Raw genomic sequence first — 24,868 nt, forward strand, 5'->3', positions numbered from 1 at the left:
GGGCATCAGGCCGCACATTCCCCGGCAATGTCACATCAAAAATCCGCTTTCAACACCACGCGGTAGCGGGCTTTGCCGTCGCGCACGTGCTGGATTGCTTCGTTGATTTTTGACATCGGATACAGCTCGGTGGTGGGTGCCACTTTTGTGCGTCCGGCAAACTTCATCAGCTTGCGCAGCTCGTACGGTGTACCGGTCGCGGAGCCTGACACGCTGCGATCCCCGCCGATCAGGGTAAACGCCGGAACCGGCAGCGGCTTCATCACCGCACCCACGGTGTGGAAGTTACCGCCGTAGGCCAGCGCTTCAAAGTACGGCTGCCAGTCGAGATCGACGTTTACCGTGTTGATGATCAGGTCAAACTGGCCTGCCAGGGCGGTGAGCGCCTGCGGGTCGCGACTGTTCACCACTTTATCCGCACCCATCGCCAGCACTTCCTGCTCTTTCGCCGGGTTAGAGCTGAACGCCGTGACTTCACAGCCCATCGCGTGCAGCAGCTTGATGGCAATATGCCCCAGCCCGCCAATACCGATCACGCCCACGCGGCTGGTGGCGGTGATGTGATGCATCAGCAGGGGCTTAAAGACGGTGATGCCGCCACACAGCAGCGGACCGGCGGATTCGATATCAATGCTGTCCGGCAGCGGGATAACCCATTGCCAGTCGGCGCGCAGCTTATCGGCGAAACCGCCCTTGTTAAGGATGGTCGGCGTTGCGCCCTCAAGGCAGTTGATCTGGTTGCCGCTGATACAGGCATCGCAGTGACCGCAGCTGCGTGCCGTCCAGCCGATACCCACGCGCTGGCCCACTTTCAGCCCTTTGTCCTGCGCGGCGCTGCCGAGCGCCACGACGCGGCCAATGACTTCGTGCCCGGCAACCAGCGGATAGCTGGAAAAGCCCCATTCATTGTCGATCATCGAGAGATCCGAGTGGCAGATCCCGCAGTAATCAACCTGTACTTCGACGTCTTCCGCTTTTAGTTCGCCCGCATCGTACTCGTACAGCTCAAGTTCTGCACCCGCCTGCGGTGCGGCGTAGCTTTTTATCTTCGACATCGCGTTTCCCCTGTTTTGGTGTGAACTGTGAGTGTAGAGCATTCAGTTTACAGACGCTTAACAGAAGACGGCAGGAACGAAACTTACAGACTTTTCAGCATCCTGACTTCGCAGTCCACGTGGCCCGTGCAGCCCAGTGGCGCATCGATATGCTCAAAGCCCAGATGCTCATACAGGCCAATGGCCTCTTTAAGGAAAGCGGTGGTTTCGAGGTAGCAACGTTTAAAGCCCTGTGAGCGTGCATGTTCCAGGGCGACCAGCGCCAGCTTTTTCGCCAGGCCTTGTCCGCGTATCGTTGGCAGGAAATACATTTTCTGAAGTTCACAGATATCCGGCTCGCTGCAAAGCAGTGGGGCAATGCCGCCGCCGCCCACGACCTGGCCGTCCTGTTCAATGACCCAGTAGGCATGACCCGGCTGGCTGTACAGCTGAAAAAGTTCGTCCAGATTGGGGTCGGCCACGGTGTAGCCTTTGTCGGCGGTCAGGCCATATTCGGCAGAAACCGTGCGGATAACGGCGGCGATAGCCGGGTTGTCCTGCTCAGTGATCCGACGCATTGTCGTCGCGACGGGGGTAATCACGCTCATAGCATTACTCATGACAAAAATTGACACACAACTGCTGTTAATAGCACCGCAGAAAGGGGAGTGCAAGCGAGGAGTTTTCAGGAAGGATACCCCTTACGCCCTGAAGCGTAAGGGGTAAAAGCATTACAGGGCTGCGATAACCGCCTGCTGCTCGATCAGTTTGGTCTTCGCATCGGCGAAGGCAACCAGACGCTCACGCTCTTTGGCGATGACCGCTTCCGGCGCGCGGGCCACAAAGCCCTCGTTCGCCAGTTTGCTTTCGATTTTGCCAATTTCCACGTCGACTTTCGCCACTTCTTTCGCCAGACGCGCCAGCTCCGCGTCTTTGTCGATCAGGCCCGCCATCGGGATCAGCAGCTCCGCGCCGTCGATGATTTTGGTCACGGAAACCGGACCTTTGTCATCGGCAGGCAGCACGGTGATGCTTTCCAGACGCGCCATGGTTTTCAGGAATGTGTTGTTCTCGGTGACGCGACGAACGGCAGCTTCGCTGCAACCGCGCAGCAGCAGCTCCAGTGGTTTACCCGGAGAGATGTTCATTTCCGCGCGGATGTTACGTACCGCAACGATCGCCTGTTTCAGCCACTCGGTATCCGCAGACGCGGCTTCATCCACTTTCGCGGCATCGAATGCCGGGAACGGCTGGAGCATGATGGTATCGGCATTAATACCGGCAATCACCTTCACGCGCTGCCAGATGGTTTCGGTGATGAATGGAATGATCGGGTGCGCAAGGCGCAGCAGACCTTCCAGAACGGTAATCAGCGTATTACGCGTGCCGCGCAGTTCCGCTTCAGAACCACCGTTCATGACCGGCTTCGCCAGCTCCAGGTACCAGTCGCAGAACTGGTTCCAGGTGAATTCGTATAGAATGCCTGCCGCGATGTCGAAGCGGTAGCTGTCCAGCGCGTCGCGGAACGCTTTCACCGTCTGGTTAAATTCCGCCAGGATCCAGCGGTCTGCCAGAGACAGGGTCATCTCGCCGCCATTGAAGCCGCAATCCTGATCTTCGGTGTTCATCAGCACGAAGCGGCTGGCGTTCCACAGCTTGTTACAGAAGTTACGGTAACCTTCCAGACGCTTCATATCCCAGTTGATGTCACGGCCGGTGGAGGCCAGCGCCGCCAGGGTGAAGCGCAGGGCGTCGGTACCGTGAGATTCGATCCCGTTCGGGAACTGCTTCTCGGTACGCTTGCGGATTTTCTCCGCCAGCTGCGGCTGCATCATATTGCCGGTACGTTTTTCCAGCAGCTCTTCCAGAGAGATACCGTCCACCATATCCAGCGGGTCGATAACGTTACCCTTGGATTTAGACATCTTCTGGCCTTCGTCGTCGCGGATCAGGCCGGTCATGTAAACGGTATGGAACGGAACCTGCGGCTTGCCGTCTTCGTCTTTGATGAAGTGCATGGTCATCATGATCATGCGGGCGATCCAGAAGAAGATGATGTCGAAGCCGGAGACCATCACGCTGGTTGGGTGGAACTGACGCAGCGCGTCGGTGTTTTCCGGCCAGCCGAGGGTAGAGAAGGTCCACAGCGCGGAGGAGAACCAGGTATCCAGCACGTCTTCGTCCTGGCGCAGGGCAACGTCAGCGCCCAGGTTGTTTTCCTGACGCACTTCCTCTTCGGTGCGGCCAACGTAGACATTGCCTTCGTTGTCGTACCACGCCGGGATACGGTGACCCCACCACAGCTGACGGGAAATACACCAGTCCTGAATATCGCGCATCCAGGAGAAGTACATGTTTTCGTACTGCTTCGGCACGAACTGAATGCTGCCGTTCTCAACCGCTTCCACAGCCGGTTTCGCCAGCACGTCGGCACGCACGTACCACTGGTCGGTCAGCATTGGTTCGATAACTACGCCGCCACGGTCACCGTACGGCACGGTCAGATCGTGAGGCTTAATCTCTTCCAGCAGGCCGAGCGCGTCAACGGCGGCTACGATGGCTTTACGCGCGGCAAAGCGCTCCAGCTTCTGGAACTCAGCCGGGATGTCGCTGGAATAAACGTCGGACTCGTTGCCTTTGGTGTCATACACTTCTGCGCTTTCGCGGATATCGCCGTCGAAGGTCAGAATGTTGATCATCGGAAGTTGATGACGACGACCGACTTCATAGTCGTTGAAGTCATGCGCTGGGGTGATTTTCACGCAGCCGGTGCCTTTTTCCATGTCGGCGTGTTCGTCGCCCACAATCGGAATACGGCGGTTCACCAGCGGCAGCACCACGAATTTGCCGATCAAATCTTTATAACGCGGATCTTCCGGGTTAACGGCCACGCCGGTATCGCCCAGCAGGGTTTCCGGACGGGTGGTCGCCACCACCAGATAATCTTTGCCGTCTGCGGTTTTTGCACCGTCTGCCAGCGGATAGCGGATGTGCCACATGGAGCCTTTAGACTCGCGGTTTTCCACTTCCAGGTCAGAGATGGCGGTACGCAGTTTCGGGTCCCAGTTGACCAGGCGTTTGCCGCGGTAAATCAGGTCTTCTTTGTACAGACGGACGAAGACTTCTTTCACGGCGTTGGACAGGCCTTCGTCCATGGTGAAGCGCTCGCGCTCCCAGTCCACGGAGTTGCCGAGGCGGCGCATCTGACGGGTAATGGTGCCGCCGGATTCTGCCTTCCACTGCCAGATTTTGTCGATGAACGCGTCGCGACCGTAGTCGTGGCGGGTTTTACCCTCTTCAGCGGCAATTTTACGCTCAACCACCATCTGGGTCGCGATACCCGCGTGGTCAGTCCCCGCCTGCCACAGGGTGTTTTTGCCCTGCATGCGCTGGTAGCGGATCATGGTGTCCATGATGGTCTGCTGGAAAGCATGCCCCATATGCAAACTGCCGGTGACGTTCGGCGGCGGGATCATGATGCAGAAGGACTCTTTGCTTTCGTCGCCGTTAGGCTTGAAATAGCCCTGCTGTTCCCAGTGCTCGTAAAGCGGCTGTTCGATATCGCGTGGGTTATATGTCTTTTCCATTATTTCCAGGTTGCCGTATTCAGGTTAAAACCGGCCAGGCGGTACGCTTTGTAGCGTTCGCGCGCCAGTTGTTTCAAAGATTCTTCGTAAGGGACAAAGTCTACCACTTCTGTGAAAGCGGTGGCAAAATCTGCAAAGTCTGTCCGCAGGCTAATGAGAATGTCGCGCGCGCTGCTGTTGCGTTTTTGCGGCCAGGCAATCTCCACCGGTGCCCCACCGCGTGGACCTTCGCCCGACAGGTTATGCGGAACAAAACTCTCCGGCGGGCGCGCCCATAGCGCTTCATCCAGGCGAATCGCTTGCTGCTCATCTTCACAGGCAATCAGGACGCGTTTACCTGCGCGCCAACGTTCTGCGGCAATTTCACACACCAGTTGTTCAACGGCGCTGAGGCCATCCTGATGGGTGTCATTGTCCAGAAGGTAGAACGTTGCATTCTTCATATATGGGGTTTCTTGTCGTGGATTTAAATGCAAAGCCGGGTAAGCGTAGCGCCACCCGGCGTTTATCATTACTCGTCGCCGTTAAAACCCGCACGATTGAGCAGGAACTGCGACAGCAGCGCCACCGGACGTCCGGTCGCGCCTTTGGCTTTTCCGGAGCGCCATGCGGTCCCCGCGATGTCCAGGTGCGCCCAGTTGTACTTGCGGGTAAAGCGCGCCAGGAAGCAGCCCGCGGTAATCGCCCCGCCAGGACGACCGCCGATGTTTGCCATGTCTGCGAAGTTAGACTCCAGTTGTTCCTGGAACTCGTCCCCCAGCGGCAGACGCCACGCGCGGTCGCCGGCCTGTTCGGACGCGCCGATCAGTTCATGCGCCAGCGGGTTGTGGTTCGACATCAGGCCGGTGATGTGATGCCCCAGCGCAATCACGCAGGCGCCGGTCAGTGTAGCCACGTCAATCACCGCTTCAGGTTCGAAACGCTCAACGTAGGTCAGCACGTCGCACAGTACCAGACGACCTTCGGCGTCGGTGTTCAGCACCTCAACGGTCTGGCCGGACATGGTGGTCAGCACATCACCAGGACGATAAGCGCGGCCGCCAGGCATGTTTTCGCAGCCCGCCAGCACGCCGATCACGTTGATGGGCAACTGAAGTTCCGCGACCATGCGCATAACGCCGTAAACCGCCGCCGCGCCGCACATGTCGTACTTCATCTCATCCATGCCTTCTGAAGGCTTGATGGAGATACCGCCTGAGTCGAAGGTCAGCCCTTTACCGACGAGCACGATCGGACGCGCATCTTCAGACGGATTGCCCTTGTACTCAATGACTGACATCAGGGATTCGTTCTGGGAGCCGTTACCGACCGCCAGATAAGAGTGCATCCCCAGCTCTTTCATCTGCTGTTCGCCGATAACGCGGGTGATAACGTTCTTGCTGTAGGCGTCAGCCAGCTGGCGCGCCTGAGACGCCAGGTACGCGGCGTTACAGATGTTTGGCGGCATATTGCCAAGATCTTTTGCCGCTTTGATACCGGCGGCAATGGCCAGACCGTGCTGAATGGCGCGCTCGCCGCTGGTCAGCTCGCGACGGGTTGGCACGTTAAAGACCATTTTACGCAGCGGGCGACGCGGCTCGCTTTTGGTGGTCTTCAGCTGATCAAAGCTGTAGAGGCTCTCTTTTGCGGTTTCGACGGCCTGGCGCACCTTCCAGTACGTGTTGCGGCCCTTAACGTGCAGCTCCGTCAGGAAGCAGACGGCTTCCATCGAACCAGTATCATTCAGTGTATTAATGGTTTTCTGAATAACCTGCTTGTACTGGCGCTCATCAAGCTCACGTTCTTTACCACAGCCAATCAGCAGAATACGCTCGGACAGGACGTTCGGAACATGGTGCAGCAACAAGGTCTGCCCTGGTTTGCCTTCCAGTTCGCCACGGCGCAGCAGGGCGCTGATATAGCCGTCGCTGATTTTATCGAGTTGCTCGGCGATCGGGGAGAGTCGGCGTGGTTCAAAGACGCCCACAACGATGCAGGCACTCCGCTGTTTCTCCGGGCTACCGCTTTTTACACTGAACTCCATGCACTACGCTCCTGAATCTTAAAGACAACGGCGGCGGCTACGGATAGAATTGAAACCTTTCGTAACTCATGTCCGCCGTTGTGGTGACTTCGTGTTAATCTTACGTTACTACGGTTTCGACACGTCAATAAATGTCATGAAGCGCGAATCCGCCGGGTTTTTTAATCTTAGCGATGATTTCGACGACTCAAGAGAATAAATGACGTTTAAGCCATGAAACAAGCTAAATTCCTGCATAAGACGAGTTTTAACGGGCGTATTTAAAGTGATAATCATAAGATATCTGGTTCGGGAGACGCTGAAGAGCCAACTGGCGATCCTCTTTATCCTCCTTCTGATCTTTTTCTGTCAGAAGCTGGTCAGGATCCTCGGCGCGGCGGTTGATGGCGAAATCCCAACGAATCTGGTGCTTTCCCTGCTCGGGCTTGGCGTGCCGGAAATGGCGCAGCTTATCCTGCCGTTAAGCCTGTTCCTTGGTCTGCTGATGACCCTGGGTAAGCTCTATACCGAAAGTGAAATCACCGTGATGCATGCCTGCGGCCTCAGTAAAGCCGTACTGGTAAAAGCAGCCATGGTGCTGGCACTGTTTACGGGCATTGTTGCCGCGGTTAACGTCATGTGGGCGGGGCCGACCTCCTCTCGTCATCAGGATGAGGTGCTGGCGGAAGCAAAAGCTAACCCGGGGCTGGCGGCGCTGGCGCAGGGGCAGTTCCAGCAGGCGACCGACGGTAACTCCGTGCTGTTTATCGAAAGCGTCGATGGCAACCGCTTCAATGACGTGTTTCTTGCTCAACTGCGCCCGAAAGGTAACGCTCGGCCTTCTGTGGTGGTGGCGGACTCCGGTCAGCTGTCTCAGCGTAAAGACGGCTCTCAGGTTGTCACGCTGAACAAAGGAACGCGTTTCGAAGGCACGGCTATGCTGCGCGACTTCCGTATTACCGATTTCCAGAACTACCAGGCCATCATTGGTCATCAGGCCGTCGCGCTCGATCCAACGGATACTGAGCAGATGGATATGCGCACCTTAATGAATACCGATACCGATCGTGCGCGTGCTGAACTGCACTGGCGTATCACGCTGGTATTCACCGTATTTATGATGGCGCTGATGGTGGTTCCGCTGAGTGTGGTGAACCCGCGCCAGGGCCGCGTGCTGTCGATGCTGCCAGCGATGCTGCTGTATCTGGTGTTCTTCCTGCTGCAAACCTCAATCAAGTCTAACGGCGGGAAAGGAAAAATTGACCCGATGATCTGGACCTGGGTCGTGAATGGTTTGTATCTGCTGCTGGCAGTCGGACTCAACTTGTGGGACACGGTGCCTGTGCGTCGTCTTCGTGCCCGGTTTACGCGTAAAGGAGCCATCTAATGCAGGCGTTTGGCGTACTTGACCGCTATATCGGTAAAACGATTTTCACCACCATCATGATGACCCTGTTCATGCTGGTGTCGCTCTCGGGCATTATCAAATTTGTCGACCAGCTGAAAAAAGCCGGGCAGGGGAGTTACGATGCGTTGGGTGCCGGGATGTACACCCTGCTCAGCGTACCAAAAGATGTGCAGATCTTCTTCCCGATGGCGGCCCTGCTGGGGGCGTTGCTGGGCCTGGGGATGCTGGCTCAGCGTAGCGAGCTGGTGGTGATGCAGGCATCTGGCTTTACCCGTATGCAGGTTGCGCTGTCGGTAATGAAAACCGCGATCCCGCTGGTGCTGTTGACCATGGCGATTGGCGAATGGGTCGCGCCGCAGGGCGAACAGATGGCGCGTAACTACCGTGCTCAGGCTATGTACGGTGGTTCGCTGCTCTCCACGCAGCAGGGGTTATGGGCGAAAGATGGTCAGAACTTCGTCTATATCGAACGCGTGAAAGGGGACGATGAACTGGGCGGCGTGAGCATCTACGCCTTCAACAACGATCGTCGTTTGCAGTCGGTGCGTTATGCCGCCTCCGCTAAATTTGATGCGAACAACAAGCTGTGGCGGTTATCCCAGGTTGATGAATCTGACCTGACGAACCCGAAACAGATCACCGGTTCGCAGACCGTAAGCGGTACCTGGAAAACCAACCTGACGCCGGACAAGCTTGGCGTGGTAGCGCTCGATCCCGATGCGCTCTCCATCAGCGGTCTGCATAACTACGTGAAGTATCTGAAATCGAGCGGACAGGATGCGGGGCGTTACCAGCTCAACATGTGGAGCAAAATCTTCCAGCCACTGTCCGTGGCGGTGATGATGCTAATGGCGCTGTCGTTCATCTTTGGACCGCTGCGTAGCGTGCCGATGGGGGTCCGCGTGGTAACTGGTATCAGCTTTGGTTTCGTGTTCTACGTCCTCGATCAGATTTTCGGTCCGCTGACACTGGTGTATGGCATTCCGCCAATTATCGGCGCGCTGTTGCCGAGCGCCAGTTTCTTCCTGATCAGCCTCTGGATGCTGCTAAAACGCTCCTGATAAAACGTCTTCCTCGCTCCCGCTAGCCCGGGGGCGAGGCTAATCTCCTGTTTCACCCCGCACTTTTTCTCACAACCTTCAACGCCTCGCCGTGAATTTGAGTATTATTGAGCGATAAAGTCGTGAAGGGATCCTCTATGAAGCAAATTCGAATGCTGGCCCAGTACTACGTCGACCTGATGATGAAGCTCGGGCTGGTGCGTTTTTCCATGCTGCTGGCGCTGGCGCTGGTCGTTCTGGCCATTGTCGTGCAAATGGCCGTGACCATGGTTCTGCATGGTCAGGTCGAGAGCATCGACGTGATCCGCTCTATTTTCTTTGGCCTGCTGATCACCCCATGGGCGGTCTATTTCCTCTCCGTGGTGGTTGAGCAGCTGGAAGAGTCCCGACAGCGTTTATCGAAACTGGTGGATAAGCTGGAAGAGATGCGCGAGCGCGATCTTAAACTCAACGTTCAGCTCAAGGACAACATTGCCCAGCTGAATCAGGAAATTTCAGACCGTGAGAAGGCGGAAGCCGAGCGTCAGACCACGCTTGAGCAGCTGAAAATTGAGATGAAAGAGCGCGAAGTCACGCAGATCCAGCTTGAACAGCAATCCTCTTTCCTGCGCTCGTTCCTCGATGCGTCGCCGGATCTGGTGTTCTACCGTAATGAAGATAAAGAGTTCTCCGGCTGTAACCGGGCCATGGAACTGTTGACCGGGAAAAGCGAAAAACAGCTGATACACCTGAAACCTCAGGATGTCTATTCCGAAGAGGCGGCAGCAAAAGTGATGGAGACGGATGAAAAGGTCTTCCGCCATAACGTTTCGCTGACCTATGAGCAGTGGCTGGACTACCCCGACGGGCGCAAAGCCTGCTTTGAGATCCGCAAAGTACCTTATTACGACCGGGTGGGTAAACGTCATGGTCTGATGGGCTTTGGCCGTGATATCACCGAGCGTAAGCGCTATCAGGATGCGCTGGAGCGCGCCAGCCGGGATAAAACAACTTTCATCTCCACCATCAGCCATGAACTGCGCACCCCGCTGAATGGCATTGTGGGGCTGAGCCGCATTCTGCTGGATACCGAGCTGACCAGCGAGCAGGAAAAATACCTCAAAACGATCCACGTCTCGGCGGTCACGCTGGGCAATATCTTCAATGATATTATCGACATGGATAAGATGGAGCGCCGTAAAGTTCAGCTCGACAACCAGCCGGTTGATTTTACCGGCTTCCTTGCGGACCTGGAGAACCTGTCAGGTTTGCAGGCCCAGCAAAAAGGGTTGAGCTTTGTGATGGAGCCGACGCTGCCGCTGCCGCATAAAGTGGTGACGGACGGCACGCGGCTGCGTCAGATCCTGTGGAACCTCATCAGCAATGCCGTGAAGTTTACCCAGAAGGGGCAGGTTGCGGTGCGCATTCGCTATGACGAAGGCGACATGCTGCACTTTGAAGTTGAGGACTCGGGTATCGGCATTCCTCAGGAAGAGCAGGATAAGATCTTCGCCATGTATTATCAGGTTAAAGACAGCCACGGCGGTAAACCGGCGACCGGTACGGGCATTGGCCTGGCGGTGTCGAAACGTCTGGCGAAAAGTATGGGCGGGGATATCACCGTTGCCAGCCAGCCGGGTAAAGGCTCCACCTTTACGCTTACCGTCCACGCGCCTGCCGTGGCGGAAGAGGTGGAAGATACGTTTGAGAACGACGATATGCCGCTGCCAGCCCTGCACGTCCTGCTGGTGGAAGATATTGAGCTGAACGTCATTGTCGCCCGGTCGGTACTGGAAAAACTCGGTAACAGCGTGGATGTGGCGATGACCGGCAAAGCCGCGCTGGAGATGTTCACGCCGGGCGAGTACGACCTGGTGCTGCTCGATATTCAGCTACCGGACATGACCGGACTGGATATCTCCCGCGAGCTGACGCGCAAATATGCTCCTGACGAGCTGCCGCCGCTGGTGGCGTTGACCGCAAACGTGCTGAAAGATAAAAAAGAGTACCTCGAGGCCGGAATGGACGATGTGCTCAGCAAGCCGCTGGCGGTACCTGCCCTGACGGCGATGATCAAGAAGTTCTGGGATACCTGTGATGAAGAGGAGAGCACCATGACGTCTGTTGATAGCGCCAAAGCCCAAACGATACTGGATACCGCCATGCTGGAGCAGTATATCGATCTGGTAGGACCAAAACTGATCACCGATGGCCTGGCCGTGTTCGAAAAAATGATGCCGGGCTATCTGAACGTGCTCGAATCCAACCTGACGGCGCGTGACCAGAAGGGCATCGTCGAAGAGGGACATAAAATCAAAGGCGCGGCAGGATCGGTCGGGTTACGTCATCTCCAGCAACTGGGCCAACAGATTCAGTCGCCTGATTTACCTGCCTGGGAAGATAATGTAGGTGATTGGGTCGAAGAGATGAAACAGGAGTGGCAAAACGATGTGGCAGTGCTGAAAGCCTGGGTAGATGCTAGAAAAAAATGACCCCGGCTATACCGGGGTGCGCGAATACTGCGCCAACACCAGGGAAATCGTGGCTGCGCCTGATTTTTGTGGGTTGTTTTCGCATGGACGCCGCCTGAAAATTGAGGCCGCACGCAGATAAGATAGCAAATCTTAAACAGTTTGTTACATGAATCAGTGAAATGTGTGAAGCATAGCGTTTTAATCAGAATTTTTAATGTGCTTCAGCGAGTTGCTTAGAAGGATCGTCAGAATGAAGAAAGTGGGTGTCGTGCTGAGCGGATGTGGCGTTTACGATGGTTCAGAGATACACGAAACCGTATTAACGCTGCTGGCATTATCGCGGCAGGGGGCAGACGTTCTCTGCTTCGCGCCGGATAAAACTCAAGCAGACGTAATGAATCATCTTACCGGCGAGCCAATGGCGGAAAGCCGTAACGTGCTGATTGAAGCAGCACGTATTGTGCGTGGAGATATTCATCCGCTGGCACAGGCCGATGCCGCTGAACTTGATGCGCTCATCGTGCCGGGCGGCTTTGGCGCGGCAAAAAACCTGAGCACGTTTGCAACAGAAGGCGCGGCGTGCCATGTCGATCCCGATTTGAAAGCGCTATCGCTGGCGATGCATGCAGCAGGTAAGCCGCAGGGCTTTATCTGCATTGCGCCAGCCATGCTGCCGAAAATTTTTGATTTCCCGCTGCGGCTCACGATCGGAACCGACATTGATACCGCTGAAATTATTGAGGATATGGGCGGCGAGCACGTGCCATGCCCGGTCGACGACATTGTGGTGGATGAGGACAACAAAATCATCACCACGCCGGCGTATATGCTGGCGCAGAATATCGCTGAGGCTGCCGCAGGCATTGAAAAGCTGGTGGACAGAGTGCTGGTTCTTACCGAATGAGTCGTAAATTATCCCCTGGCGGGTGGTTAAAACGGATCCTGCTGCGTATTGTGCTGGTCCTGGCCGTTTTTTGGGGCGGAGGCATTGCGCTGTTCAGCATCCTGCCCGTCCCGTTCTCCGCCGTGATGGCAGAGCGGCAGATTAGCGCCTGGCTCTCGGGTGATTTTGGCTATGTTGCCCACTCAGACTGGGTCGGCATGGATGAAATCTCCCCGTGGATGGGGCTGGCGGTCATTGCGGCAGAAGATCAGAAATTCCCGGAGCACTGGGGTTTTGACGTGGCGGCTATTGAGAAGGCGCTGGATCATAATGAACGTCATGAAAACCGCGTCCGCGGCGCGTCAACGCTTTCTCAGCAGACGGTAAAAAATCTGTTCTTATGGGACGGTCGCAGCTGGGTAAGAAAAGGGCTGGAGGCCGGGCTGACGCTGGGGGTCGAGACGGTGTGGAGCAAAAAACGCATTTTGACCGTCTACCTGAATATCGCGGAGTTTGGTGACGGCGTGTTTGGCGTCGAAGCGGCATCGCAGCGCTATTTTGGCAAGCCCGCCAGCAGGTTGACTATGTCCGAAGCGGCACTCCTTGCCGCCGTGCTGCCGAACCCGCTGCGTTTTAAGGCCAGCACCCCGTCAGGCTACGTGCGAAGCCGCCAGGCGTGGATTATGCGCCAGATGCGTCAGTTGGGTGGGGAAGGGTTTATGGAGCGAAATAATCTTATGTAGGGCGGGTAAGCGCAGCGCTACCCGCCGACATGGCGAACGTTAGTCTTCGTCAAACCCGGCGTTAAACAGGGCAATCACTGCCGCCAGCGCTTCTTCTTCCTGCGGGCCGGTGGCTTCAACTTCAATCTGGCGGCCTTTGGCAGAATCCAGCATCAGCAGGGCGATCACGCTATTGGCTTCTGCCTCGGTTCCCTCGTCGTTGCGCAGCAGCACCTCAGCATCAAAACCCTGCATCAGCTCAAACAGCTTCATCGCCGGGCGCGCATGCATACCCAGCTTATTGGTGATTTCGACGGTCTGTTTTACGGTCATGTTTTGCGTTTTTCCAGCGTGCGATGACGGGACTGAACGTTCTTTCCGCGTGAGCGGAAGTAATCGGCCAGCTGTTCGGCAATGTAGACCGAACGATGTTTACCGCCGGTACAGCCAATCGCCACCGTCAGGTAGCTGCGATTGTTTGTTTCCAGCATAGGTAACCATAGCTCAAGGTAGCTTCGCGTCTGGTAGATAAAATTGTGTACTTCTGTGTGTCGGTCGAGGAACGCCGCCACCGGCTTATCCAGACCGGTCATCGGACGCAGTTTCGGATCCCAGTGCGGGTTCGGCAGGAAACGCACATCAAAAACGTAATCCGCATCGATAGGTATGCCGTGCTTAAAGCCGAAGGATTCAAACACCATCGTCAGTTCACGCTCGCGCTTGCCGAGTAAGCGCGTACGCAGCATTTCCGCCAGCTCGTGGACGGACATTTCAGAGGTGTCGACAATCAGGTCGGCCCGCGAGCGCAGCGGCTCAAGCAGATCGCTCTCTTTATCGATGGCGCTTTCCAGCGAAAGATTTTTACTGGAGAGCGGATGCAAACGACGTGTATCGCTGTAACGGCGGATCAGCGTGTTGCGGTCAGCGTCCAGGAACAAGAGCTGAGGCGAGAAGCATTCCGGCAGGCTGTTCATTGCCTGCTCGAAGATTTCCGGCGATTCCGGCATGTTACGCACGTCAATACTGACGGCGGCAGAGATTTGCCTGTCCGCCAGCGTCCGCGCCAGATCGGGTAACAACACTACCGGCAGGTTATCTACACAGTAAAATCCCATGTCTTCCAGCGCGCGCAGGGCCACGGACTTCCCGGACCCCGAACGACCGCTGACGATCATCAGCACCATGTTCCGTTTCTCCTCAGGGTAGCCGTTCTGAAGGCCCTTTCCCGATTATGCCTCATCCTGATTGCCTTCTGCTTCAGTGATAATTTGATAAAGCTCTTCATCACTTTGGGCTGAGCGCAGTCGACGACAAATGGTTTTATCCGCCAGACGTTTGGCAACCAGCGACAGCGTGTGCAGGTGGGTCTTGGTCTGATCGGCAGGAACCAGCAGCGCGAAGAGCAGATCCACAGGCTGGTTATCAATGGCGTCAAAAGCGATAGGCGTTTCCAGTTGCACAAACACCCCCACGGCACGCAGCGTATCTTCTTCCAGCTTGCCATGCGGGATCGCAATGCCATTGCCGATGCCGGTACTGCCCATTTTTTCACGAGTCAGAATGGCTTCAAACACGATCTGCGGCGGCAGACCCAGCTGTTTTGCGGCCAGCTCACTGATGATTTCCAGCGCACGTTTTTTGCTCTGGCAGTGAACGCCACTGCGGGTACAATCCTGGTTAAGGACATTGCTCAGTTGAAGAGCGGAATCGTTGTTTATCATAATTTCACCTAAGCGCTAACTGTACAAATGGCCTGTTGTGTTTCACAACAGGCCGTCCTGCACCCGTTAACTGCCCGGACAATTAGTGTTGTTTCAGTTTATCTTTATGTTTATTGAGCTGTCTCGCAAGCTTATCAATCAAGCCGTCGATAGCCGCGTACATGTCTTGCCCTTCCGCACTGGCATGGAGTTCCCCTCCGTTGACGTGCAGGGTCGCATCCGAGATATGCGTCACTTTCTCCACTTTCAACACAACATAGACCTGGTTGATCCTCTCGAAATACTGCTCGAGTTTCGCAAACTTAGTGTTTACAAAATCGCGTAAAGCCTCAGTAATCTCGACGTTATGTCCGGTGATATTGAGCTGCATAGTGTCTTCCTTATCGGTTGTGTCAAACCAGTTGTTTACGCTGGTTAGACGGCGGAATGGATAAAGACTCTCGATACTTCGCGACAGTACGACGTGCCACCATAATACCCTGATCGGACAGCATGGTGGTTAACTTACTGTCACTGAGTGGCTTCGCGGGGTTCTCCGCGGCGATCAACTTCTTCACCAGTGCGCGAATGGCCGTCGACGAGGCTTCGCCGCCGCCTTCGGTGTTCACGTGGCTGGAGAAGAAATACTTAAGCTCAAAAATACCGCGTGGGCTGTGCAGATACTTCTGCGTGGTCACGCGGGAAATGGTTGATTCATGCATCTCGACGGCCTGGGCTATGTCCGCCAGCACCATCGGTTTCATAAACTCTTCGCCCTGCTCAAAGAATGCCTGCTGCTGTTCGACAATACAGCGGCTGACGCGCAGCAGCGTGTCATTACGGCTCTCCAGACTCTTAATCAACCAGCGTGCTTCCTGAAGGTTGCTGCGAATGTATTGATTATCAGCGTCGTTACGGGCGCTGGTGCACATGGAGGCGTATTGCTGGTTGATTTGCAGGCGAGGAATGCTGTCGGCGTTCAGTTCAACGACCCAGCGGCCATTGTGTTTTCTCACCAGCACATCGGGAATGACATATTCCGGTTCGCTGGTCTGAATCGACTGCCCCGGACGCGGATCGAGCGACTGGATCAGATTCACCGCTTCCTTCAGCACCTCTTCTTTCAGGCGCGTGACGCGCATCAGGGTGCGGAAGTCGTGGTTCGCCAGCAGATCCAGATGATCGCTGATGATGAGCCGGGCTTCGTCAATCCACGGTGTCTCTTTAGCAAACTGCGAAAGCTGGATCAGAAGGCAGTCACGCAGATCTTTCGCGGCGACGCCAATCGGGTCGAAACGCTGAACGCGTTTCAGGACGGCTTCGATCTCTTCCAGTTCAATCTCGTCATCGCCGATGCTTTCAAGAATCTCGTCCAGCGTCACGGTCAAATAGCCCGTGTCGTCAACGGCATCGACAATCGAGGTGGCAATGGCGCGATCGGTATCGGAGAAAGGCGTCAGCTCCACCTGCCACATCAGGTAGTCCTGAAGCGATTGGGTAGTTTCGCCCTGGTAGACCGGGAGTTCATCGTCCTGGTAGTCTGCACGCGTCCCGGAAGGGGTACCCGCGGTGTAGATTTCATCCCAGCTGGCATCCAGCGGCAGTTCGTCCGGCATCTCTTTCTGTTCGAGTGCATCTACGGAGTCGAGCGTTTCTGTGTCCTGCGTCTGCTGGGCGTCTACCTCGTCATGAAGATCGGTCTGCTCCAGCAGCGGATTGCTGTCCAGCGCCTGCTGGAGCTCCTGCTGGAGTTCTAACGTGGACAGCTGCAACAGACGGATTGCCTGCTGGAGCTGCGGCGTCATGGCCAGTTGCTGGCTGAGCCGTAATTGCAAACCTTGCTTCATGTTCAGAGCGTTTTTCTCCGGTTCGGCGTGACTTAACCTCTACCCTATCAGAGTCTGAAGTCTTCCCCAAGGTACACGCGCTTAACATGCTCATCCTCGAGGATTTGCTGCGGCGTACCGTGGGCAATCAGATGGCCCTGGCTCACTATGTAGGCGCGCTCACACACCGCCAGCGTTTCACGAACGTTGTGGTCCGTGATCAGTACGCCAAGCCCGCTGTCGCGCAGGTGTTCAATGATACGTTTGATATCGATAACGGAGATGGGGTCAACGCCCGCAAACGGTTCATCCAGCAGGATAAATTTCGGGTTTGCTGCCAGCGCGCGCGCAATCTCAACGCGGCGGCGTTCACCACCGGACAGCGCCTGACCGAGGCTGTCGCGAAGGTGTTCAATATGAAACTCTTCCATCAGCTCGTTCGCACGGTCAGTGCGCTGCTCGCTGGTCAGATCGTCACGGATCTGGAGCACGGCCATCAGGTTGTCGAACACGCTTAAGCGGCGGAAGATAGACGCTTCCTGCGGCAGATAGCCGATGCCACGACGCGCGCGGGCATGCAGCGGCAGCAGGCTGATATCTTCATCATCGATAATGATGTTGCCGGCGTCACGCGGGACGATGCCCACTACCATGTAGAAGGTCGTAGTTTTACCCGCGCCGTTAGGGCCAAGCAAACCCACGATTTCGCCGGAGTTGACGGTCAGACTGACATCTTCGACGACGCGGCGGCCCTTATACGCTTTCGCGAGGTTTTTTGCAGTTAAAGTTGCCATAACGAATTAGTTACTCTTTTTCTTTGCCGGAGCCTGACCGTTGTTCTTGTCCTGCAACTGCGAAGGCACAAGCACGGTCGTGACGCGTTTGCCTTTTTCGCTGGAGGCCTGCATTTTCTGCTCTTTCACCAGATAAGTGATCTTGTCGCCTTTGATATTGCTGTCCAGCTGTTCCAGGTAAGCATTACCGGTCAGGATGACCAGATCCTTCGCCAGTTCATAGTGCATATGCGAGGCATGGCCTTTCACCGGCTTGCCGTTGTCCTGCATCTGGTAGAAGGTGGCCGGGTTGCCATAACCATCGATAATCTCTTTCCCCTGCTCGCCGCCCGGACGGGTAACGACCACTTTGTCGGCGTTGATTTTGATGGTGCCCTGGGTCACAACGACGTTGCCGGTAAAGGTGACGACGTTACCCTGCATATCCAGAGACTGGGTATCGGATTCAATATGAATCGGCTGTTCGGTGTCGCCAGTCACAGCAAGCGCGGGAAGACTGGCCGCCAGCAGCGCGCTGGCGATAACAACTTTAAGGCTGAGTTTGTTTGTTTTGAATTTCATAGGAGGTTCTAACCTTTTCAATCAGCTCGGCGTTTTTGCTGCGTAAGTTCCCGCGCATTCTTAAACCGCTGGAATTAAATGTTGTGCCATACAGGGTGACTAAATCCTGCGACGTGACATCCTGGGTGACCAGGTTGATCTGGGCGTTATCCGTCGTAATTTTTCGCAGTTGCGCGTCAGCGGTCAGGGCGTTGACTTCAACGTGACCATACAGGTAAAGCATACGGTCATTTGTCAGTTTTGCCCGGTCAGACTTGATTGACCACGTCGGCACTTTGTCCGTATCAAAGGTGGTCAGGACCGGCTGGGTAAACCACGAGGTGCCGTCATCTGAAAAATATTCTACATGCTGAGCAACGAGGCGATAGTTCAGCGCACCTTCCGGGCTATAGACCACGGTGTCGCTGTGATCGCTTTTATAGGTCGGGTCGCTCGTGTTAACCACTTCCGCTTGCGTATCATCGCGGTCAGCGAGATTTACGCCAATCAGTATCAGGGCGACAAGCGCAAGCAGAATGATAACCCAACGTCTGGTTTTACTCATATCGATTGCCCTTTCGCCTCATCAAGCTTGCCCTGCGCCAGCAGAAGCAGATCGCAGACTTCACGGACGGCGCCACGGCCACCGTGAATATGGGTAACGTAATCAGCACGCGGGATCAGCAGCGGGTGCGCGTCAGCCACGGCGATGCTCAGACCCACCTCCGCCATGACTGGCCAGTCGATCAAATCATCCCCGACGTATGCCACATTCTCTGGCGCAATGGCCAGTTTTCCCAGCAAATCCCGGAAGGCTACCATCTTATCAGACTGTCCCTGATAGAGATGCGTAATGCCCAGCGTTTCACACCGATCTTCTACCAGTTTAGCTTTCCGCCCGGTGATGATTGCAACTTCAATACCGGACGTGAGCGCACAGCGGATACCGTAACCGTCGCGAACGTTAAAGGCTTTCAGCTCTTCGCCGTTATTGCCCATATAAATCAGACCGTCGGAGAGCACACCATCCACATCGAGGATCAGCAGGCGGATATTTTCCGCCTTTGACATCATGTGGGCGCTCACCGGGCCATAACAGGTTGCAAGGGATGCACCCGCATTACTCATTGTCTTATCCTTCATTACACTACGCCAGCGCGCAGCAGATCATGCATATGTACCACACCCAGCAGTTGGTCGCCATCGGCAACCATCACTGAGGTAATATGACGGGACTGCATCAGGTTCAGTACATCTACCGCCAGCGTACCCGGACGGACGCGGATCCCTCCTGGTGTCATTACATCAGCGATGCCCAGCGTTCGGACATCCACACCCATATCGAATACCCGGCGCAGGTCGCCGTCGGTGAAAATGCCCTGAATCTTCATCAGATCGTCGCAGATAACCGTCATGCCCAGGTTTTTACGGGTGATCTCCAGTAACGCGTCGCGCAAAGAGGCCTCTTTGCTGACGTGCGGGATCTCATCCCCGGTGTGCATAATATCGTTAACCCGCAGCAGCAGTTTGCGCCCGAGCGCGCCGCCGGGGTGAGACAGGGCGAAATCTTCTGGCGTAAAACCGCGGGCTTCCAGCAGCGCAACGGCAAGGGCATCGCCCATCACCAGCGCGGCGGTTGTGCTGGAGGTCGGCGCCAGCCCCAGCGGGCAGGCTTCTTTAGGCACCTTCACGCACAGGTGAATATCCGCCGCGCGCGCCATGCTGCTTTCCGGGCGGCTGGTCATGCAAATCAGCGGTACGTGCAGACGCTTCAGCACCGGGATCAACGCCAGGATTTCATTCGATTCCCCGGAGTTGGACAGCGCAATAACCACGTCCTGCGGCGTAACCATGCCGAGGTCACCGTGCGCGGCTTCACCGGGATGAACGAAGAATGACGACGTGCCGGTACTGGCAAAGGTCGCCGCCATTTTGCGCCCGATATGGCCGGATTTGCCCATCCCCATCACCACGACTTTACCGGCGCAGTAGAACATCTTCTCACAGGCCAGACTAAAATCCTGATTAATGTACTGATCTAACTGCGCCAGACCTTCACGTTCAATCTCCAGAACGTCTTTGCCTGCTTTCTGAAAGTCAAAACCCGGCTGCAATTCTATTTGCGACATAATGCGTTTCCGTTTACCCAGAGAGAAGTGGCGAGAGCCAGTACAGCATCGCCAGCCATACGATAAATCCACCCGTCAGCAGCGCGCCCGCGCCTTTGCCGATCTGCTCTTTTCGCCGCCAGCAGAGCAGGGCGAAAATCACGCTGACCAGCAGCATCACACCGTAATCGCGCGTGAAAACCATAGGGTTAAACGGTCCCGGCGAAATTAACGCCGGCAGCCCCGTCACGATCACGATATTGAAAATATTCGAGCCAATGATATTGCCGATGGCGATATCATCTTCCCCTTTACGCGCCCCGGCGATGGCGGTAGCCAGCTCTGGCAGGCTGGTGCCGATAGCGATGACCGTCAGACCGATTGTCAGTTCGCTCATCGCAAACGCGTTCGCCAGCACCGTCGCGTTATCGACCACCATCCGCGTGGCCATTGGCATGATAATCAGCGCGACGCCCAGCCACAGCAGGGCGACGGGTAAGGTCCCTTCCCGGGGCAGCTCGGCGAGGTGCTCACGCGTGAGGCTATCGTTACCCTGTTTTTCCGCCAGACGTGCGATCTTCACGCTGTAAAGCAACCAGATCACGGCCAGGGCGAGCAGGAATATACCGTCACCGACGCTCAGCACCCCGTCATAAAGCACATAGCCCGCCAGCAGACTGACGACTAACATTAGCGGCAATTCACGACGCAAAACATCGGAATGTACGCGAAATGGATGCAGTAATGCGGCTAAGCCTAAAATCAGCAAGATATTGACGATGTTAGAGCCAATCGCGGTGCCGATAGCGAGGTCAACCTGGCCATGCAACGAGGCTGAAACAGAAACGATGATTTCAGGAAGCGATGTGCCTACACTGACCACCGTCATGCCGATAATGATGGGCGGCATGCCAATGAGTCGACAGAGAATGGATGCGGCAAAGACCAAACGGTCAGCACTGTAGACCACCAACAGTAAACCAATTATTAACAGTGCTGTTGCTAAAAGCATCAAAAGTCCTTTCTTCAGGTATACTCGCTGGTCCACTGCGCACGAATTTTAGCGCCAGATGAAGTCTGAGACGTGACGAATTCCTAATTTTGACTTTATGCGCCGGAAAAGTAAAACAAATGCCAGCTTTCGCTAACCCCAATAGTGAATATTCTGTAAAAATGCGGGGTTTAGGGCTGATTTACGCTTCATGCCAGCCGTGAAGCAAGGTAAGTAAGGAACCATAAATGAGCCAAACGATGGCGAATATAGTCGATGTCCGGGGCGTCAGTTTTTCTCGTGGCAACCGGTTAATATTTGATGATATTTCGCTGACCGTGCCGCGCGGTAAAATCACCGCCATCATGGGGCCGTCAGGGATCGGTAAAACCACGTTGCTGCGTCTTATCGGCGGGCAAATCCCCCCTGACAGCGGCGAAATTCTCTTCGACGGCGAAAACGTCCCGGCGATGTCTCGCTCGCGCCTCTACACGGTTCGCAAACGGATGAGCATGCTCTTTCAGTCGGGGGCGCTATTCACCGATATGAACGTTTTTGACAACGTGGCCTATCCGCTGCGTGAGCACACCCATCTTCCTCCTGCGCTGTTGCACAGCACGGTGATGATGAAGCTTGAAGCCGTGGGGCTGCGGGGGGCTGCGAAACTCATGCCGTCCGAACTCTCGGGTGGGATGGCGCGCCGCGCCGCGCTGGCGCGTGCTATTGCCCTGGAACCCGATTTAATCATGTTCGATGAACCGTTCGTCGGGCAGGACCCCATCACCATGGGCGTGCTGGTGAAGTTAATTTCGGAGCTGAACAGCGCCCTTGGCGTCACCTGCGTGGTGGTTTCCCACGACGTGCCGGAAGTGCTGAGTATCGCTGATTACGCCTATATTGTGGCTGACAAAAAGATCGTCGCCCACGGCAGCGCGCAGGCGTTGCAGGAGAATGGCGATCCGCGCGTGCGGCAGTTCCTGGACGGTATCGCAGATGGGCCGGTGCCTTTCCGCTATCCGGCGGGCGACTATCATGACGATTTACTGGGAATAGGGAGTTAAGCCACTCATGCTGTTAAATGCGTTGGCGGGTCTTGGACACCGTGGCCTAAAAACCATCAGTACGTTCGGGCGTGCCGGATTAATGTTGTTCAACGCGCTGGTCGGCAAACCGGAGTTCCGCAAGCATGCGCCGTTACTGGTGCGGCAGCTTTATAACGTCGGCGTGCTGTCGATGCTTATCATCATCGTGTCGGGTCTGTTTATTGGCATGGTGCTGGGGTTGCAGGGGTATCTGGTACTGACAACCTACAGCGCGGAAACCAGCCTTGGCATGCTGGTGGCGCTCTCGCTGCTGCGTGAACTCGGGCCGGTGGTTGCCGCGCTGCTGTTCGCCGGGCGTGCCGGGTCAGCGTTGACTGCGGAAATTGGCCTGATGCGCGCCACCGAGCAGCTCTCCAGTATGGAGATGATGGCAGTCGATCCGCTGCGCCGGGTGATCTCGCCGCGCTTCTGGGCCGGGGTTATCTCCTTGCCGTTACTGACTATCCTCTTTGTGGCGGTAGGTATCTGGGGAGGCGCGCTGGTTGGCGTTAACTGGAAAGGCATTGATGCCGGATTCTTCTGGTCTGCCATGCAGGACGCCATCGATCTGCGGATGGATCTGGTGAACTGTCTGATCAAGAGCGTGGTTTTCGCTGTGACGGTTACCTGGATTGCGTTGTTTAATGGTTACGATGCCATTCCGACGTCGGCGGGCATTAGCCGTGCAACGACGCGTACTGTCGTACATTCGTCGCTGGCCGTTTTAGGTCTGGATTTTGTGCTCACCGCACTGATGTTTGGGAATTGAGTTCATGCAAACGAGAAAAAATGAAATTTGGGTTGGCGTGTTTCTGCTTCTGGCGCTGCTGGCCGCGCTGTTCATCTGCCTGCGAGCGGCGGACATCACCTCTGTTCGCGCCGAGCCGACGTACCGTATCTACGCGACTTTCGATAACATCGGCGGCCTGAAAGCGCGCTCACCGGTGCGTATTGGTGGCGTCGTTATCGGACGTGTCGCCGACATTACGCTTGATGAGAAAACCTATCTGCCGCGCGTCGCGATGGATATCGAAGAGCGCTATAACCACATTCCGGACACCAGCTCGCTTTCTATCCGCACCTCTGGCCTGCTGGGGGAGCAATATCTGGCCCTTAACGTTGGTTTTGAAGATCCTGAGCTGGGAACGACTATCCTTAAAGACGGTAGCGTAATCCAGGATACCAAGTCAGCGATGGTGCTGGAAGATATGATTGGTCAGTTCCTTTACAACAGTAAAGGGGATGATAAAAAGTCTGACGATGCCCCTGCGCAGAGTGAAGACCACACCAACGTCGAACCGACGCCAGGCGCGACGAATTAATTTCAGGAGAAGTTATTCATGTTTAAACGACTGTTAATGGTTGCCATGCTGGTCATTGCCCCTCTTACCGCGGCGCACGCTGCGGATCAGAGTAACCCGTACAAACTGATGAATGAGGCCGCGAAGAAAACCTTCGACCGTCTTAAAAACGAACAGCCAAAAATCCGTTCTAACCCTGATTATCTACGTGATGTGGTGGATCAGGAGCTGCTGCCGTATGTGCAGATCAAGTACGCGGGCGCACTGGTGCTGGGCCGTTACTACAAAGACGCGACCCCGGCGCAGCGCGAGGCTTACTTTGCGGCGTTCCGTGAATACCTGAAACAGGCTTACGGCCAGGCGCTGGCGATGTATCACGGGCAGACCTATCAGATTGCCCCTGAACAACCGCTGGGCGATGCCACTATCATTCCTATTCGCGTGACGATTATCGATCCAAACGGTCGTCCACCGGTTCGTCTGGACTTCCAGTGGCGTAAAAACAGTCAGACCGGAAACTGGCAGGCGTACGACATGATCGCTGAAGGCGTCAGCATGATCACCACTAAACAGAACGAGTGGAGCGATCTGCTGCGCACTAAAGGCATTGATGGCCTGACGGCTCAGCTTCAGTCCATCTCTCGTCAGAAAATTACCCTGGACGAGAAGAAGTAATGTCACAGCAGCTTAGCTGGGCGCGTGACGGCGAGACGTTGACGCTGACGGGAGAGCTGGATCAGGATCTGCTTAACCCGCTGTGGGACGCTCGCCATAACGCGATGCAGGGCGTGACGCTGATTGATCTCCATGGCGTCACGCGGGTAGATACCGCCGGTATCGCCCTGCTGGCGCACCTGGTGGCCACGGGCAAAAAGCAGGGGAGTAGCGTCACCCTGACGGGGGTAAGCGATAACGTGATTACCCTTGCACAGCTTTACAATTTGCCCGAAGACGTATTACCTCGCTAATTTTTTCAGTACGTTACTTCTGAAAGCCCCGACAGTTTACGCGTCGGGGCTTTTTGCTTGTTTAAGACCGCGCCACTTTGCTCTAAGATGTTGAGCTTGTTTTCACTATCAGATGATGTAGACCCCATGGAAAATAATGAAATCCAGACTGTGCTGATGAATGCACTCTCCCTTCAGGAAGCCCACGTCTCTGGCGATGGCAGTCACTTCCAGGTTATTGCTGTGGGTGAGATGTTCGACGGAATGAGTCGCGTGAAGAAACAGCAGGCTGTGTACGCGCCGCTGATGGAATACATTGCGGATAACCGCATCCACGCCCTGTCGATTAAAGCGTTCACCCCACAGGAGTGGGCACGCGATCGCAAACTAAACGGTTTTTGAGCTGAGGGCGAAACGCCCGCAGCACGG

27 protein-coding genes are annotated in these 24,868 nt (G+C 55.7%); 11 read left to right on the plus strand and 16 right to left on the minus strand.

All coding sequences use genetic code 11. The annotated features are described in order from the left end of the window. Positions 1–35 precede the first annotated feature (35 nt). The 5 genes from ahr to pepA all read right to left on the minus strand — a co-directional run bounded on the left by ahr (position 36) and on the right by pepA (position 6,644). On the minus strand, positions 36–1,055 hold the full coding sequence (ahr, locus tag CU081_RS06655) for an NADPH-dependent aldehyde reductase Ahr (protein ID WP_003861889.1): 1,020 nt from the start codon (positions 1,053–1,055) through the stop codon (positions 36–38). 83 nt (positions 1,056–1,138) lie between these two features. Continuing rightward, entirely contained in the window at positions 1,139–1,642 is a 504-nt protein-coding gene (locus tag CU081_RS06660; protein ID WP_003861887.1) for a GNAT family N-acetyltransferase, read from the minus strand. Positions 1,643–1,765: 123 nt separating this feature from the next. Continuing rightward, positions 1,766–4,621, minus strand: a complete 2,856-nt coding sequence (locus CU081_RS06665) for a valine--tRNA ligase (protein WP_003861885.1) — start codon at positions 4,619–4,621, stop codon at positions 1,766–1,768. Further along, the gene (gene holC / locus CU081_RS06670; RefSeq protein ID WP_003861884.1) at positions 4,621–5,064 is read right to left on the minus strand and encodes a DNA polymerase III subunit chi; all 444 of its coding nucleotides are present in this window, start codon (positions 5,062–5,064) and stop codon (positions 4,621–4,623) included. Before holC ends, CU081_RS06665 begins: the two co-directional genes overlap by 1 nt. 68 nt (positions 5,065–5,132) lie before the next feature. After that, complete coding sequence (pepA, locus tag CU081_RS06675) at positions 5,133–6,644, minus strand: leucyl aminopeptidase (protein WP_003861882.1); 1,512 nt, start codon at positions 6,642–6,644, stop codon at positions 5,133–5,135. Between the two features lie 265 nt (positions 6,645–6,909). Here pepA and lptF point away from each other — a divergent pair, with 265 nt between their 5' ends. The 5 genes from lptF (at position 6,910) to mtgA (ending at position 13,171) form a co-directional block, all read left to right on the plus strand. After that, positions 6,910–8,010, plus strand: coding sequence for an LPS export ABC transporter permease LptF (gene lptF / locus CU081_RS06680; RefSeq protein WP_003861881.1), 1,101 nt, complete (start codon positions 6,910–6,912; stop codon positions 8,008–8,010). Continuing rightward, complete coding sequence (lptG, locus tag CU081_RS06685) at positions 8,010–9,092, plus strand: LPS export ABC transporter permease LptG (RefSeq protein WP_001147540.1); 1,083 nt, start codon at positions 8,010–8,012, stop codon at positions 9,090–9,092. The genes lptF and lptG overlap by 1 nt, the downstream gene beginning before the upstream one ends. Positions 9,093–9,229: 137 nt before the next feature. Then, positions 9,230–11,563 carry an aerobic respiration two-component sensor histidine kinase ArcB gene (gene arcB / locus CU081_RS06690; protein WP_000809803.1) on the plus strand — a complete coding sequence of 778 codons (2,334 nt, stop codon included), beginning with the start codon at positions 9,230–9,232 and terminating at the stop codon, positions 11,561–11,563. A gap of 232 nt (positions 11,564–11,795) precedes the next feature. After that, positions 11,796–12,449 carry an isoprenoid biosynthesis glyoxalase ElbB gene (gene elbB / locus CU081_RS06695; protein ID WP_003861876.1) on the plus strand — a complete coding sequence of 218 codons (654 nt, stop codon included), beginning with the start codon at positions 11,796–11,798 and terminating at the stop codon, positions 12,447–12,449. Then, positions 12,446–13,171 carry a monofunctional biosynthetic peptidoglycan transglycosylase gene (mtgA, locus tag CU081_RS06700; RefSeq protein WP_003861874.1) on the plus strand — a complete coding sequence of 242 codons (726 nt, stop codon included), beginning with the start codon at positions 12,446–12,448 and terminating at the stop codon, positions 13,169–13,171. The genes elbB and mtgA overlap by 4 nt, the downstream gene beginning before the upstream one ends. A 39-nt stretch (positions 13,172–13,210) precedes the next feature. Here mtgA and npr read toward each other — a convergent pair whose 3' ends face one another. The 11 genes from npr to CU081_RS06755 all read right to left on the minus strand — a co-directional run bounded on the left by npr (position 13,211) and on the right by CU081_RS06755 (position 21,130). Next, positions 13,211–13,483, minus strand: coding sequence for a PTS phosphocarrier protein NPr (gene npr / locus CU081_RS06705; RefSeq protein WP_003861872.1), 273 nt, complete (start codon positions 13,481–13,483; stop codon positions 13,211–13,213). After that, on the minus strand, positions 13,480–14,334 hold the full coding sequence (gene rapZ, locus CU081_RS06710) for an RNase adapter RapZ (protein ID WP_003861870.1): 855 nt from the start codon (positions 14,332–14,334) through the stop codon (positions 13,480–13,482). Before rapZ ends, npr begins: the two co-directional genes overlap by 4 nt. 45 nt (positions 14,335–14,379) lie before the next feature. After that, a complete protein-coding gene (ptsN, locus tag CU081_RS06715) occupies positions 14,380–14,871 on the minus strand; it encodes a PTS IIA-like nitrogen regulatory protein PtsN (protein ID WP_003861869.1) in 492 nt (163 codons plus the stop codon). An 82-nt stretch (positions 14,872–14,953) separates the two neighbouring features. Then, positions 14,954–15,241, minus strand: coding sequence for a ribosome hibernation promoting factor (gene hpf, locus CU081_RS06720; protein ID WP_003861866.1), 288 nt, complete (start codon positions 15,239–15,241; stop codon positions 14,954–14,956). A 22-nt stretch (positions 15,242–15,263) separates the two neighbouring features. Then, on the minus strand, positions 15,264–16,697 hold the full coding sequence (rpoN, locus tag CU081_RS06725; protein WP_003861864.1) for an RNA polymerase factor sigma-54: 1,434 nt from the start codon (positions 16,695–16,697) through the stop codon (positions 15,264–15,266). 47 nt (positions 16,698–16,744) lie between these two features. Next, positions 16,745–17,470 (minus strand): LPS export ABC transporter ATP-binding protein, encoded by a 726-nt coding sequence (lptB, locus tag CU081_RS06730; protein ID WP_003861862.1) that lies wholly within the window; start codon positions 17,468–17,470, stop codon positions 16,745–16,747. A 6-nt stretch (positions 17,471–17,476) separates the two neighbouring features. Continuing rightward, on the minus strand, positions 17,477–18,031 hold the full coding sequence (gene lptA, locus CU081_RS06735) for a lipopolysaccharide ABC transporter substrate-binding protein LptA (protein WP_003861860.1): 555 nt from the start codon (positions 18,029–18,031) through the stop codon (positions 17,477–17,479). Further along, positions 18,000–18,575, minus strand: coding sequence for an LPS export ABC transporter periplasmic protein LptC (lptC, locus tag CU081_RS06740; protein ID WP_003861858.1), 576 nt, complete (start codon positions 18,573–18,575; stop codon positions 18,000–18,002). The genes lptA and lptC overlap by 32 nt, the downstream gene beginning before the upstream one ends. Continuing rightward, positions 18,572–19,138: a 3-deoxy-manno-octulosonate-8-phosphatase KdsC gene (kdsC, locus tag CU081_RS06745; protein WP_003861856.1), complete on the minus strand. Its 567-nt coding sequence runs from the start codon at positions 19,136–19,138 to the stop codon at positions 18,572–18,574. The genes lptC and kdsC overlap by 4 nt, the downstream gene beginning before the upstream one ends. Positions 19,139–19,152: 14 nt before the next feature. After that, complete coding sequence (kdsD, locus tag CU081_RS06750) at positions 19,153–20,139, minus strand: arabinose-5-phosphate isomerase KdsD (RefSeq protein WP_003861853.1); 987 nt, start codon at positions 20,137–20,139, stop codon at positions 19,153–19,155. A 13-nt stretch (positions 20,140–20,152) separates the two neighbouring features. After that, the gene (locus CU081_RS06755) at positions 20,153–21,130 is read right to left on the minus strand and encodes a calcium/sodium antiporter (protein WP_022651914.1); all 978 of its coding nucleotides are present in this window, start codon (positions 21,128–21,130) and stop codon (positions 20,153–20,155) included. 227 nt (positions 21,131–21,357) lie between these two features. Between CU081_RS06755 and mlaF the strand changes: the two genes are divergently transcribed. From mlaF to ibaG, 6 genes are all read left to right on the plus strand, one after another. Further along, positions 21,358–22,170 (plus strand): phospholipid ABC transporter ATP-binding protein MlaF, encoded by an 813-nt coding sequence (gene mlaF / locus CU081_RS06765; RefSeq protein WP_003861850.1) that lies wholly within the window; start codon positions 21,358–21,360, stop codon positions 22,168–22,170. Positions 22,171–22,177: 7 nt separating this feature from the next. After that, positions 22,178–22,960 carry a lipid asymmetry maintenance ABC transporter permease subunit MlaE gene (gene mlaE / locus CU081_RS06770; RefSeq protein WP_003861848.1) on the plus strand — a complete coding sequence of 261 codons (783 nt, stop codon included), beginning with the start codon at positions 22,178–22,180 and terminating at the stop codon, positions 22,958–22,960. Between the two features lie 4 nt (positions 22,961–22,964). Beyond that, positions 22,965–23,513, plus strand: coding sequence for an outer membrane lipid asymmetry maintenance protein MlaD (mlaD, locus tag CU081_RS06775; protein WP_003861847.1), 549 nt, complete (start codon positions 22,965–22,967; stop codon positions 23,511–23,513). Positions 23,514–23,531: 18 nt separating this feature from the next. Next, positions 23,532–24,167 (plus strand): phospholipid-binding protein MlaC, encoded by a 636-nt coding sequence (gene mlaC / locus CU081_RS06780; protein ID WP_003861845.1) that lies wholly within the window; start codon positions 23,532–23,534, stop codon positions 24,165–24,167. After that, positions 24,167–24,460 carry a lipid asymmetry maintenance protein MlaB gene (gene mlaB / locus CU081_RS06785; protein ID WP_003861843.1) on the plus strand — a complete coding sequence of 98 codons (294 nt, stop codon included), beginning with the start codon at positions 24,167–24,169 and terminating at the stop codon, positions 24,458–24,460. Before mlaC ends, mlaB begins: the two co-directional genes overlap by 1 nt. 126 nt (positions 24,461–24,586) lie before the next feature. Then, positions 24,587–24,841, plus strand: coding sequence for a BolA family iron metabolism protein IbaG (ibaG, locus tag CU081_RS06790; RefSeq protein ID WP_003861840.1), 255 nt, complete (start codon positions 24,587–24,589; stop codon positions 24,839–24,841). Positions 24,842–24,868: the final 27 nt, after the last annotated feature.

Source organism: Enterobacter sp. CRENT-193 (assembly GCF_002787395.1).
Taxonomy (GTDB): domain Bacteria; phylum Pseudomonadota; class Gammaproteobacteria; order Enterobacterales; family Enterobacteriaceae; genus Enterobacter; species Enterobacter hormaechei_C.